The sequence below is a fragment of the uncultured Pseudoteredinibacter sp. genome, assembly GCF_947502065.1.
In the GTDB taxonomy this organism is placed as follows: domain Bacteria; phylum Pseudomonadota; class Gammaproteobacteria; order Pseudomonadales; family Cellvibrionaceae; genus Pseudoteredinibacter.
The window spans coordinates 286,448-301,794 of sequence record NZ_CANMYE010000002.1 but is presented as its reverse complement, the minus strand read 5'-3'; the positions used below and the strand labels follow the sequence as shown (position 1 = coordinate 301,794).

Annotated in this window: 2 protein-coding genes; both read left to right on the top strand. The window is 46.0% G+C overall.

Annotated elements, in window-relative coordinates:
• Nucleotides 1-42: 42 nt before the first annotated feature.
• Nucleotides 43-14,310, top strand: coding sequence for a hemagglutinin repeat-containing protein (locus Q1A41_RS08010; protein WP_299976917.1), 14,268 nt, complete (start codon nt 43-45; stop codon nt 14,308-14,310).
• Nucleotides 14,303-15,118, top strand: coding sequence for a hypothetical protein (locus Q1A41_RS08005; protein WP_299976914.1), 816 nt, complete (start codon nt 14,303-14,305; stop codon nt 15,116-15,118). The genes Q1A41_RS08010 and Q1A41_RS08005 overlap by 8 nt, the downstream gene beginning before the upstream one ends.
• Nucleotides 15,119-15,347: the final 229 nt, after the last annotated feature.

Sequence of the window (15,347 nt, the reverse complement as noted above, 5' to 3'; positions counted from 1 at the left end):
GCAGGGCAAGGAGGCCCTGCAATAATATCGGTAGATCGTACTATGACACATGCTTTAACTTCACCTTCGATGAATTGGTCGGCAAAAGTAATTAGCTATTGCTGTTGCCTAAGTTTGTTGTGTCAGATGTTTTTCACTACAGCTGTGATGGCTGGTCCGATTGTAGATCCTAAAGCGCCTATAGAATTTAAACCTACCGTTCACAAGGCCGAGAATGGCACTTCTGTTGTCAATATTACGACGCCCAGTGAAGCTGGGGTGTCGTTGAATCAATATGAAGAATTTTCAGTAAGCGCCCAGGGCTTAGTTTTAAACAATAGCTTGCAAGATGGGCAAAGCAGTTTGGCAGGCTTTCTTGCCGCCAACCCCAATCTTAGTAGTCGCTCAGCTAGCTTAATCGTCAATGAAGTTACCGGTAGCAGTAGTTCGGCCCTGCTAGGGCAGATCGAAGTGTTCGGTGATAAAGCATCCCTTATTATCGCCAACCCCTATGGCATAGCCTGTAACGGCTGTGGCTTTATTAATACCGATAGCATTGCCTTAACGACTGGCCGGCCAATCATTACTGGTGGTCAGTTAGATTTAGATATTAGCAGCGATGCGGCCATTAGTTTGGCTGGAAATGGTTTAAGCACTGATGCATCGGCGCTCAGCTTAATTGCCGGAAAAATCAATCTAAATGGCAATACAGTCGTTGCAGGGGAGTTGAATCTTATTGCGGGTGACATGCTTTATGATTATAGCGCCAACAGAATAAAGCAAAGTCGTAGTACGAATAGCCAGACCTTATATGCCATAGATGCAAGCCAGTTAGGGGCAATGCGCGCAGGCAGCATTAATATTATTGTGGATGGCAGCAATGCCGGTGTGCGCCTGATGGGCTATGCCAATGCCGAACGTGGTAATTTTAATATCGATGCCGATGGTAATGTTTCTCTGCGGGGTACGGCGGCAGCCGGAGCAATTACCATCAATAGTCAGGGCGATGTGGAGCAGCAGAAGGATTTTTCCGCTGGACGCGATATTAGCATTAGCGCTAATAGTCTCAATGTGCTCTCCGGTGGCGCAATTCAAACCGCGGAAGCGCTTAATATCGATGTTCTTAATCAAGCGGTCATCTATGGTGATACGCAGGTTCGAGGCAAGGCTACGATAAATTCAGGTGGCGGCATCACTATTGGTGAAGAGTTTTTGGCAGGTTCCGGCATCGCGCTTAGTGCAGATGGAACGGTAAAGTTCGCTGAAGGTATTTTTTCAGCGCCAACGCTTGCTGTTGATGCAGCAGCGACTCAAACCGAATCTGGCGCTACGGTGCGTGTTGATGAATCGCTACTGATTGAAGGGGGGAGTGTTGATCTTGCTGTAGGCAGTTTTCTAGTGGCCGATGGAGCCAGCATAGAGTTCAGTAATAACAGATTATTTGATAGTGGCGCTCAAATACTGGCTAGAGTTATCTCGGCAACGGGAGACATTGGCTCGAATGAAGAAGGCGGTATTATTCAGGCCGAGCAACTGGGCTTAGATTTCAGCGAGCGTTTCAGCAATGCTGGAAGCATTAATGTGACCGGTTTTGACTTTATCAATGCCCCAGTATTTGAAAACCTATCGACCGGACGAATATCGGCACCAGCAATCAATGTAAACGGCAGCTTGGTGAACCAAGGTCTGCTATCCCATGAAGGTAATCTTAGCTTAAATGCTACAGGCAGCTTAACAACTACCGGTACTATTGTAAGCACAGGTGTATTGGATATTGATTCGAGTGGCGCCTTAGCGCTTGGTGGGACGATACAAGCAACCGAAAATATCAGTGCGAGCAGCCTTGCTGGCGGCATTGATATTAATGCGCTCAACTTGCTTAGCGGTGGCAGCTGGAATCTAGACAGTCATGGCGAGGCGTTAACTGTTAATGGTTTGTTGGCCCAGGCTGGCGAAGTTAACTGGCAAGTTTCTGATGTGGAATTGGCGGGTGAGGTGCGAATCCTTACTGAAGATTTACAGCTGGATTTAAGTGGTGCCTTTGTTAACAGCGGAAATTTCAGCGGCTTTGAAAAGCTACAGCTAAACTCCAGCAGCTTTTTAAACAGTGGCACGCTCATCGCCGCTGGTTTGCTGAATGTAAACAGCGCCAGCTTTATTAATGAAGGACTTGTTGCAGCGCCTGAGTTGCAACTAGCTGTAGAAAGCTTTCAAAATCTGGGCGAGCTAAATGCCAATAGCTTAGATATTACTATGCAGGGGGTGCTTGATAACAGCTCTGGCGTTTTGCAAGTTATTGATCGCTTTACCCTTAACAGTGGCGGTTTAAATAATGAAGATGGCGTAATTGCTACAGGAAGCTTTATTGCCAATATAGCAGGTGCTATTAATAATCGTTCTGGGCTTATCGATACTCAGCAAATCACCCTCGCGGCTAGTTCTTTAGATAATCAACTTGGTCAAATCCGCTTAGACGAAGGCAGCATAAGCCTTGAAGAAGGGCTTAATAATAGTGGTGGCCAGTTTCTTAGTAATAATCTGACTCTAAATGCAGGCAGCTACACAAGTGATGCCGATAGTTTAATCTATGCCCTTGACGGTTTAGAGATCAATATTGCTTCTGAGTTAAGCAACACGGGCCTTATTTATGGCCGCAATAGCCTAGCAATTAGTGCGGGTGATTTGCTCAATAATTCATTGATATACAGTGAAAACAATAGCATTACAGTGCAAGGCCTGCTTAACAATCAAGGCCAAATTCATGCGGATATTCTAACGCTAACGGCGGGTGAATTATCGAATGCCAGTCTAACGAATGGCAGTGCTGCCAGTATCTTCGCAAAACAAAGTGCGGATATTAGCGCAACAGTTCTGAACAATGATGGCTGGTTATCAGCCTTAGATTCCTTAAATATTACTGCCGACACGATCTATAACAATGCCACTATTGGAGGCATACAGCTGCCATTAACGGTAGGCAATGAAGAGTTTACCGGCAGTGGTGTGTTACTGGTTGATACGCTTAGCATTAATGCCGGTACCGTAGTCAATGGCAGTGCGGCAAATCAAAATGGCGCCATTCTGGCGCAAGACACGGCAACCATAAGTATCGAAAACTTATTCAATAATTATGGTGAACTCTACGCCGATGATCTAACGGTGCAAGGTGCTAAGCTTACAAACTATGGTCGTACATTGGCCGCTAAGCTAACACTGGATCTGGCTGATGTGGTCAATCACGGCTTAATTCAAGCTGATGGCATCGATGAGCTTAGTGCCCAAAGTTTTGTCAACGCTGAAGATGCTCGCTTGATAGCCTTAGAGGCTAATTTGGCCATAGATGGCGCCCTAGAAAATCAATCACTCATCTATGTGAAAAATAACTTAAATGCCACAGCAGGCAGTTTAGCAAATAGCGGCTTGCTTAATGCAGGTACTTTGGATCTATCAGTTGCAGCTCTCTTGCAAAACAGTGGCGATATTATTGCAGCAAGTGAGACTGCGTTGCACAGTATATCGGCCGCAGCACTGGCGAATGAAAGTGATGCCTCGCTGCGCGCGGCAGGAAATTTGAGCTTGCTCTTTAGCGGTAATGGTATCAGTAACCAGGCCGCCTTATCGAATAAGGGCCTTATTGTTAGCGATAAAAACCTACAACTAAGCGGCGCTGATATCGATAATGCAGAAGGCGCTATGTTGATCGCGCTTGCTAATATCGACGGCAGTGCAATTACTGGCAATATTCGTAATGCCGGTCGCATAGCCGCCGGTGATGTAGATACAAAAACCGGTGATTTGCAGCTTAGTGCAAATAATATAACGAATCTAAACACTGGGCTTATTTATAGCGCAGGTGATGCTGCTCTAGAGCTGAGTGGCGAACTGCTTAACCAGGCATCTGACAATCTCTTTGGTACAGTGTTCGCTGAAAATTCACTGCAAATCAGCGCAGGAAGTGTAGATAATCAATCACAGATCAGCGCTAGTGATCTGTCAATTCAAAGCCGCGGCGAGCTCGCTAATGGCGGAGCAATCGTAGCAAACAATTTACAGCTAAGTGCAGAGCAATTACTAAATAGCCACAGTGGTTTAATATCGTCGTCAGCTGATATTGGCGCTACCATAGACCAAGCCGGCGAGAATCTTGGGCAAATAGTAGCTGGCGAAACACTTAATTTAGTAGGCGCTTCGTTTAATAACGCAGGCACTTTATCGGCTTCGGATATCAGCCTGCGCATCAGCAATGAGCTTCAAAACAGTGGTGATATTCTCGCGGCCAATACCTTTTCGATTGATGCCCAGGCCATAGCGAATCAACGTACAGGCCGAATTCATGCAGCCAACCAATTAGGAAGTACTGAAAATACCATAAAGCTAAGCGGCTTGTTGTCGAATACGGGTGAAGTATTTGCTGCCGACGCCTTAAGTATAAATGCCGGTGCTGCAAATAATAGTGGCGCAATTCGCGCAGGCGAGATGAATTGGCAGTTAGGAAATAACAGTGCAATTACCTTAAACAATAGTGGCACAATTGCTGCCCAGAGCGCTTGGTATAGCGCGGGCCTAGGTAATGGCCAATTAAGCATTAATACTGTAGGCGAAATAGAAAACAGCGGTATTATAGCGGCCGAGCAAGCTGCTTTCGAAGCTATGGCTCTGCGCAATATCGATGGCTTGATTTCTTCCTCGGGCGATTTGAGCCTCAAATTACAGCAGCGTCTATTCAATCAATCCAGCGCGGCAGATGGACTTATACAAGCTGGGGGCAAGTTTAATCTAGAGACACAAGCTATTGAAAACCACGGCCTACTGCTGGCGCTGGCGGGCTTAGATATTAAGGCTGATAGCCTGCTCAATACCTTGAGTATTAACAGCAGGGCAAGCATAAACCTTAATTTAACGGCAGAGTTGAACAACCAAGGCGCTTTAATTGCTTCCGATAAGGCCACCATCAATGCTCAGTCTGTCAATATTGATACGGCGACAGCGGCAGTAGCGTTTTTACAGGCCGGCAGTATCGAATTGAATGTACCTACAATCAGTATTGGTGAAAAGGGCGTTTTATTAAGTGAGGCCGATCTGGCGCTCAACAATTTCACTCAGCTGAGCAATGCCGGTTTTATTCAAGCCCTTAGCAGTGAGTGGGCTGCGAGCGGCGCCGGTAGTGAGTTTCTGAATAATGGCATTGTGCTACTAGACAGCTTGCAAGTCGATAATCTACAGCGCTACCAAAGTGTAGCGGGTGTGCTCGATGTGCAACAAGACGCCACGCTGGATATTAGTGCATTGAGTAATTCTCTCATTGCTATTTCGCAAGGGGCGCAACTGGTGTCTAGGGCGGGCCATTTAAGCTTGGCCGCGCACACGATCAGCAACGACAGTAGCTTAATTGATGGTGTTGCTGCGCTTACTCTCAAAACGGACACCTATGAAAACCTTGGCGCTGCCGTGCTTAATGGCGGCGATGTTCATTTAGACATTCGTCGTCTAGTAAATTCCGGTTTGCTGGGCGGCAATCTACTGGGTGGCACTGGCCTAGAAGAAGTGGTGAATAATGGCGGAGTTATCAGTGCCGATGGTATTAACTGGAACTTAAAATCTCTGCAAAATATTAATGGACAAATTGATAGTACCGGCGATATCAATATCGTTACCGATGTATTTGATAATAGCGGCGGTAACCTGTACGCCAATAGCGGTAGTATCGACTTAAATGTTAATAACAGCTTTTCAAATTCAGGAAATATCGTTGCCAGTGATAATCTAACGGTAGATGCCAGCAGCCTTGCTAACACAGGCTTGATGGCTGCGGGGACTATGCAGCTATCTGGCCGCAGTATTCAGCAGGCCGGTAATTTTCAATCTAGCGGGCAGCTAAGCTTATTGGCCAATAACGATTTAATCTTTAGCGCTGGCAGTGTTACGCGAGCAGGCTCGTTAACGGCCACCGCAAGCTCTATTAGTAACCAAGGCACCATTACCGGCGCGGGTTCCGCCAACTTTAATGCCAACGCGGGCGATTTTAGCAACGCCGCTGATATTTTATTTTCGGGCATTCGCGTGAATGCTCGTAACATTGTGAATACGGGTTTATTAAGCTCCAATGGCAGCGATAGCTTTAACGCGCAAACACTCAGTAATTCCGGGTCTATTTACGGTGGCAGTAGTCGTTTTCAAATCAGCGATACTCTGCGTAATTTGGGGGTTATCAGCAGCCTGCGAGATATTGATGTAACGGCTCCTACGGTACTAAACCGTGGTGGTTACCTTGCTGGTGCTAATGTCAGTATTGATGCGGCAGATATTATCGATAACAGTGGTGGGGTTTTGTATTCCACCGCAGGCAGTCTCTCGCTTGATACCGCCCAGCTAGTCTTAGCGAATTTGCAAACTGCAAAAAACGTAAGTGAATCGGAAACTGTAGATCTAGTTACGGCCAGTGACAGTGATAAAGCCACTGCTGTGGCAGATATCGCCAATCAGCTAGAGCAAGATTTGCAAGGTGTAACCGATCAAGCACAAAAAGATGCCCTAATAGCCGCTGCTAGCGCAGCGATTCAAGGTGAATTACCCGGTATTAGCGAGGCCGAGCAAAGCGCCTTAAGTATGTTGCTATCTCAGCAGGGTGATAACCCTGACAACACTGTTGAAATCGTGCAGCAGTCTCTTGTATACGCCAGTGGACAATTAGATATTAATGTTGGCAGTGATTTAAAAGTAGAAGGTGACGTTTCAGGTTTGGCGGGCGCCCATATTGTGGTGGCCGGTGGTATAGAGCAGCAAGGCCGAATCGCCACGGTAGATAATTTAAGCCTAGAATTTGATGGTGAATTTATCAGTGATCGCTCAGCGTTAAGTACATTAAATAGCGGCGGTGAAGTGTTTGTTGGCCCTAATGGTGAGCAATTAAATGATCAGGTTTACACAGCCAGTCGCGGCAATATTAGCTTAAGCGGCGCTGAAAATATTCGTTTAATTAATGCCAGCTTACAAGCGGGCAATGTGCTTAGCATACAAGATAGTGAAGAAGCTGAGCTAAGCCTTAGCGGTGAAAAATCGCGTATCTTTGCCGCCAATCATCTGGATATCTCTTCCGGAATTAAATCCATCAGAATTGATACCGTTAACGAAAATAATAATATTGAAGTACGCAATGCCAATATTAAGCTCTCAGAGAATTTTACCAACAGCGGCAATGTGCGCAGTTCCGGGTTTATTCACATTGATGTGGGAGGAAAACTCAATTTAGAAGCCGGCAGTATGTTGCACGGCGATACGGTAGAGCTGAAACTGAATGAGCAGCCAGATCTAAGCCAAGAAGCTATCAAAGCCGATAGCCGATTACTATTAGATTTGCCTGAATTTAATTTGGCCAGTGGTGAAACCCTGCGTATCGACGGGACGATTGACATTCGGGCCGATGGTGCCATTAGAAATAGCGGGCGCATTATCTCCCGAGCCCATGGCATTAACCTAGAAGGCCGTAGCATTACAAACAATAGTGGTGCCACCTTGCTGGCTACCGGATCTATCAATGCTAATAGCTCCGGCACTTTTAGTAACTCTGGCTACATTGCTTCTTTTAGCTCTATTGGGCTTTCTGGTGATCAAGGTGCCTTTAATAACGGCTCTGGCACTATTGCCAGTAAAGGCAGTGTTCTATTGGCCGGTAACAGAGCTGCTAACGATGGCATTATTCTCGCTGAGCATAATGTGACCTTAAGGGCTAGTACTATAGCCGCCAACTTTGGCGGTATTGAAGCGAGCTCTATGGTTTTCGAGGGCAGTAGCGGTGGCAATTTCGGTATTCTAAATTTAGATTCGGTCGAGGGCTTAACCTTCGTTGGCTTTTCTCAAGACGATATTGATAATAGTGATCCGCCTAGTGACGATGGTGCGCCAACGGTAAGCCCTGGCGCAACTGGCACAACGCCAGCAGGATTAAACGATGTAGGCGAAGACGATTTTGAATTCGCAAGCGCCAACAATAATAATCGCAGCGCGGCCGGTGCAAGCGGTGTTGTAAACACTGGTAGTGGCGCGAATATCGCGGGTGCTGCAAATACTCAACGTCGTAATTTAAACCCACTGGATACGCTGCGACAGCAAGCACTGGGCGGTGATATTGACGATGCCTTGGCCAGCGAGCTGCTAGCTGGCCCGGTATCAGGATCCCTGGCGAGCAATACTCAACGCCCCACGGCGCCATCGGCTTTAGATTTAGACAGCTTATTTGCAGGCATCAGTGTAAATCCACAGGCGGCCCCAGACCCTGATGGTAACCCAGATACCTTGCCAAACCAGCCCAATCCGCTGGCTGACCCTGCCAACTTAAGTGATGAAGAGCGCGTAGCGGCGACACAAGTTAAAGTGACGGTTTCCGATGAGGAATTCGAAGAAGCGCTAGCCGCTGCTTCACCAGAAGGTGCGCGTCCAGGTAGTTTTTGGGATACCAGCGCCCTAGCAAATAGCGTGGCTGAGCTAAACAGCCGCAAGCTGGCGGCTATTAGCAAACCCGATACGCAATTAAACCCAGCCTTTAACGATATTGCCAGTTTAGTTGGCGGCGGTTTCACTTTGCCCGATTTAGGTAATTTATTACGCGAGTTTGGGGATCTAGATTACTTAGCCGATTACACCGGCGATTTAACGGGTAGTGAAGAGGCGAAAGGTTTTGCCAAACTGCTTGGAGCGAGCGACGGTCTTGCCAGTATCGATGCCAGCAAACTGACTTTTGATGAATTACTGAATTCAGATTCCGGCGAGCTATTAGCAGATGGAAGATTCGTTAACGCCGGTGAAATCAACACACGCGCCCACACGCGCTTTGTACTGGATGATCAAGAGCTATTAGGTGAAGTCGCTGAAGAAACTCTGGCCTTTTTGGCCGGCTTGCCAGCAACAGCCGCCGGCCCTGAATCAACTGGCCCAGCCAATGATTCTTTTAGTGGCCCAAACCAGCAAGAAAACGCTTTGGCAAGCGACACCTTGGCACAGTTGGGCTTAGAGTTTAAACCTGATGAAAACGGCAAAATGGATTTATCCGGCCACAGCATTGCTGGCCGCGCTCTTGATAATGTAGAAGTGCGCCAAGACGAAAACGGAAACCTTAGCTTAGCCGTGGCCGATCAACGTCGTGCAATTTCCTTAGGGCATATGGCAGGCGCCTTCTCAGCCAATGCCGATGGCAGCTACAGCGATGAAAACGGCAATAGCATCAGCCAAGCCGAGTTCCAAGCACAAGTGGCGGCCAATAACCCACAGCTCTTTGCGAATAACAGCGCATCAGATACCGCTGCGCAAAATCGTAGCGATTACTTTAATAGCATTTTAACGCGTACCGATGCTAACTCATTGAGCAATGTAGCCGCAGGCGGCGTAACCATTGTAGGCCGCCCAGATGCCGATGGTAATTACACCCGCTTAGCCGGCGAGTTTACTAATACCGGGATGATTAATACTGGAAACCTTACGGTGATGGCCCAAGGCATGAACCTAGGTGAGCACAGCCAGATTAATACCCGTGGCGATTTGTACGTCGATGTTAAAAACGATATCGATTTAGGCCAGGGGCGTAATTTAAATATTGGTAATAATTTTATTGCTCGTGCGGGTGGGGATATTAAATTACAGGCTCAAAGTAATGAGAGCAGCACAACAAGCGGAAACATCACTACAACACAGGTGAATCACGATCTTGCCAGCTTAGTGGTTGCAGGCAATTTACTATGGGATGCTGGCAACGATGTAATCTTACGCGGCGCGAGCCTCAATGTTGGTGGTGCCGCACAAATACGTGCGGGGCAAGATGTATTGATTGAGGCCGTGGCCAATAGCCATAGCCAAACAGAGCAACGCAAAAACTTCGAAGAAACCTTTTCCTCTGTAACGCATCATGGCTCGGCCATTAATAGCGTGGGCGACCTTTCTATTTTGGCCGGCAATAATTTAGATATTATTGGCTCTAGTATTGCGGCGGGCAATGATGACTTTCAGTCGAATATCTCATTGGCAGCCGGTGGCGATATGACGATTGCCTCGGTAACGGATGAGGAGTATCACTATCGTTATCATCGTAAGAAGAAGAGTTTTGGGCGGAGTAAAACTTACACTCAGGAAAGTCTAGATTCTGCGAATATCGCAAGTAGCGTGGTAGCCACCGGTAGCGTTTTGATCAATACGATCATAGATGAGGGCGGCGCAGTAGGAATCACTAATAGCGATAGTGTGTCTATTGTGGGTAGTAATATTGTTGCTGGCGATAGAGCAATTGTCGCTGCTCAAAATAATGTGGAAATATTATCTGCAGTTGAGGAATTTGGAGCCTATAACCAAAGCAGAAAATCCGGCTTCTTAGGCTTATCAAAGTCGAATAATTCACAGCTTGAAACCCAGGCTCGTCATGTTGGGAGTAATGTTGCTGCTGGGGTAGATGCGCAGGTATTGGCCGGCAATGATCTAAACCTAAGGGCCAGTAATGTAGCGGCGAGTAATGATGTGGAGTTAAGAGCTGGTATATTAAATGAGGCTGGATCCCTTACTTTAAACGCCGGAACTGATACTCAATACAATAGAGAAGTCAGCTTTAAAAAACGCACCGGACTTATCGTCACGGGTAATGGTATTGCTGTTTCCGCCGCCAAGGAAAAAGGCCAAGAAACCCTGTCTAACACATCGGTTGGCTCGACTGTAGCTGGCGGTGGCGATGGCACCTTGGTGGCTGCTGAAGATGTCAATTTGATAGGCAGCTTAGTCGATGTCGGTGGAAAGCTAAGGATCAATGCCGGTCGAGATGTAAATATTCTTGATAAAGATCAAACATTAAATACCACTACTTGGAACAATGAAAAAACAACTGGCATTAGCTTTTCTGCTGATAGAAATAGTGTCAGTGCTTTTGCTGGAAAAATAACTGAAAAAGAAAAGATAACAAACAGCAATACAAACAATGCTCCTAGTGTATTAAATTCGGGTGACGATCTAATTGTTCAGGCGGGGCGCGATATCAACCAAGTAGGGAGCATCGTAAACTCTGGGAAAGATGCAATCTATATTGCGGAAAACAATATTAATATTAGCGCAGGTATTAACCAAAGCTCGCAAGAGAGAAATTTTGAGAGCTCGCGCAGTGGGTTGGGTGTCAGTATCCAGCATAACGTGGGTAACACTCTTGATTCATTGCAGAATATCGGTGGTGGGAATGGTGTAAGCCAAGCAAGTTCGGTATTAGCAGCTGTAGATGCTGTAAGCTCGTTTACTCAAGGGCCTACGGCGAGTATACATTTGGGTAATAGCAGCTCTTCTACAAATTCCACCTCAATCCAGCAATTAGCGAACAATAGTCAAATCAATGCAGTAGGCAATGTTCTCTTAAAAGCTGGCAATGATGCGACTTTGGCAGGCGCCAATGTAGATGCAGGAAAAACCATAGCGGTAGCTGCCAACAATATTAATATTCTTGCTGTTGATCAGCTGTTTCAAAATACCAATGAAAGTGAATCCGCTAGCTCTGGCGTAGTCATTCGAGGTGGGGGAAACCAGGCAAGTATTGGCGTAGCGCACAGTCAAGGTAATAGTGATTCTAGCCAATCGGGTAGCCAAGCAGCTATATCAACACTCAATGCGAATAACATATCTTTAGTCGCTAAGAATGATTTACTCATAGAAGGTGCCAATATTGATGCGCTGAATGATATCGAGTTAAGCGCGGCTAATGATATAAGCATTACCAGTGCGCAAAGTAATAGTGATAGCAGCTTCAACAGTGACAGCATGAACGCCGGTGCTGGTCTTGGCGTAACCGTTGGACAAGGAGGAGCATCGGTTGGCTACTATGTAGAGGGTGGCTTTAGTAAAGAGGATTTAGAACGCCAGAGCAATACTCATCAAAATGCCAACATTAATGCAGGTGGAAATTTGGTGATCAATAGTGGCCGTGATACCACTGTTAGCGGTGCCCATATTGAAGGTGAAGATGTGGATATTGATGTGGCAGGCGATCTTAGTGTCGCTTCACTTCAAGATACGGCCAGTGCCGACGGTCAACGTAGTGATGCTAACCTTAGTGTGACGGTAGGTTATGGCGTAAGCGTAAGTGGATCAGCTGGCTATGGCGAAACTCAAGGGAATAAAGCCTGGGTTGAGAATCAAACCAGCATTGTAGGGCTTAATAGCGTAGATATTGATGTAGAAGGGCATACGCAGATAGATGGCGCCTTAATTGCGAATATCGATGAAAATGGAGAGGATCAAGGGAATTTAGAGCTAACTACAGGCAGTATTGGCTTTAGCGATATTGAAGGTGTCGATGAAGAAAGCAGCCGTTATGTAAATATCAGTGGTGGCTTTACTAGTGAAGCTAATAGTTCCAATTCCAGTGCTGGTACGGGCCCTGGGCAGCGGAATCGTGGCGGTGTTGATCAAAATGGGGTTACCAGCTGGGGAGTTAATGGCTACAACAATGAACGAAATCGTGAGCAAACTACACGCGCTACTGTGGGTGAGGGCAATATCACAGTTACTGGGGGAGAAGGCAATGGTGAGGAGCAGCTAGCGGGGCTGAATAGGGATATTAATAACGCCCAAGAGGTTACTAGGGATGAGAAGAGTGAAACTAATTTGTATGTGACTAGTAGTAGTGTTGATTCCGCACTTAGCCCAGGTCAAACACTTGCACAGTGGCAACAAGGGCTAGCCAACTATGGGGCTAATACGCTTGAAGCTATAAAAAGCTTAGAGCGTGGCAAAGAGCTCGGCGACTTAGTAATAGATGCATTCACAGAGCACGGTGTTGGAGGAGGTTTCGAAAAAACCTTAGCAACATCTGCACACCTAGCAGCAAGCTGGCAGCTTAGTAAGTATCACCCAGAGCTTCTAGCTAAAATTGTTGATAAAACCGCTACCGCTGAAGAGGTAGAAGAGGCCTATCAAGCATACGTGGATATATACGGTGACATTACCAACTCTGATGATTTGGATGTGGCTGTAATTATCTCGGAGATAGATGCCAAAGGCGCCACTGATGGCCAAGGTGATGTTTATATAAACCACGGTGAAGAAGGAACATCTCGCAGCGACGGTTCTGAAGCGATAGGCGTACTGGCTCATGAGACGGCCCACAATAGTAATGACAGTTCTGAGGCTAATGCGGACTATCTAGGTGAAAAAGCGCAAGAGATCTTTAGAAATGAAGCGGATCGTGCCGGTGTCGAAGTAGGTGAGCACAGCGATTCTGATCAGCGTCAATGGGTTGAGGATAATCGTGATTCGGCTTTGGTTGTGGCGAATAATGAGCAGTTTTACAATGAAGATCCTGCAACATTGCGTTTTTATAATGAGGCGGGGCATTACTACACGACATTCTTTGTTGGCCTATCTCATGGTATTGATCCTGAGGTTATAGCTGTAGTCGCTCAGTTCTCTCAGTTACCGGATGAAGTAAATGGGTTAGATGCTATGTCAAGTCGAGCGAGAGCTGCGGTTGTTGATGTGGCTAGCTTTTTTGGGGCAGAGATCGGTTCTGGGAGTACGAGGGATCAAATGTTAGTAATCTATAACAGATTACACAGCCTTACTGGAGGTGATGCTGTGGCAATGCGGGAAGAAGTAAGCCGGCGAATTATTGCGGCAGATACTCCAGAAGAAAAAGGCGTGTTAATTCATCTTCTGGCAGACTCCTATGCACATACGCGATTGGATGACCCAAGTAAATTATATGGTGGTGAGAGTGATGAACTCGACTTGGGCCATGGTTTGCATGGCACAGCGCCAGATGAAATCCATCGTCGTCCTGATTTATATAAGGCCTATGTGAGAAATCTGGTTGAAGTCTTAACCGCGGGCAGTACAAACCAGCCGTCAGCCGAGGATATTCGGAAAACACAGGGGCGACTGATTGGGGCTGTTAATAGAGCTGTGGAAAATTCTTACATTGATGTGGAATCGGATAGTTTTGATATTGGTCCTGAAGGAGAAGATGGAGACTATCGTTTGGTGCATGGGGCAGCGGCGCTAGGTACAACTCAAAATATTCGTGAACTGGTATTGGGAACCATTGAGAAAGATAAGTTAGACCTAGTTGATGCACCTGAACGAAATACACTAGATCACTATCGGGAAAACAGCAATGATTCTTTAACAGATATAGGTAGCTACATCGAAAACTCAACTAATACCAAAGAGGAAAATCAAGAGAGTAGAAGCATACAGATTAACAATAGTTTAAGTGAGGCGGTGAATAAGGTGATTAACGGAAGAGAAGGTGCAGAGGTCTCTTCACCGAATACTGTTGAAGAAAAGGCTGATGATGTAAACGGAGATTTGAATGAATAATGTCAAGATAACAAAAGTAATGCTCTATTTAAGTCTTACGATTTTCTTCAGTTTTTTGGTTTCATGTGAGAGCTTTCATGAAAGAACGGAGGTGGCTGGTCAGTTTTACGAAAAAACATTTTATTCGACTGGGGCTAAATATAAGGTGCCAGATATGTTGGGGCGTAAGTTCAGTAGGGAAGTTTGCTCTAAAGCCCAAGATAAATGTTGGGACGGTGCGAAGTTATCCCCCGTATGGAGGGACCCAGATCTTAGATACACCGAAGTAAACTTCGGTTTAACCTATTTTGTAGATACAAAGACTGGTTTTGAAGTAAATTGTAAGGATTGTTTAAATGAAAAAAATAAAAATGCTGAATGGGCTTTTAGAGTAGCAGGCAGATCCCACTGGAATAGTAGCGCGACCAAGGTGCTAATTACTGAAGTGAATAAGCAAACAGAAAAGAAAGAAATACTGTTGTTGGAGTTCAATGACGGGATTGGAAAAAAAACAAAAATATCGCCCCCTGCATACACCGATTACATAGAGCCAAAGAAAGTTGAGTTTTCACCAGACGGTAATGGTGTGGCTTGGTTGGTTTGCTCACCTACTTGTTCATTGATTAGTTATAATATTACCTCTGCTACGCATAAAGAGACCCCAACGCCGTGTGTCTTAAAACAACACCTAAGTGTTAAATGGGTTGATGGTAAGGCGGAGCCGTCTCATACGGCTGGCGCCAAAAATCTAAGAAAAGAGCACCTTTGTACTGATGCAGAAGGTATTCTGCTATATGGCTTTAACAAAGATCGATACTCTCCTAAGTAGATTTCCGAATACCTATAAGGGTAGTGTAAACCCCTAACCTTAAACGAGCTCGGGAGTGTCCATATATGTCCTATTTGTCGTGATAATGGGCTTACCTGGAGTTGGTGGCGATCCATTGCCTAAGTTTGATGATAATGGGCATCAAACTAACAATGTATCCTCTCATACTTTATATTTCTGTCATCCGATGAGTTGTGGCAGCGCTGCTATAAACATGAATATGCTTATC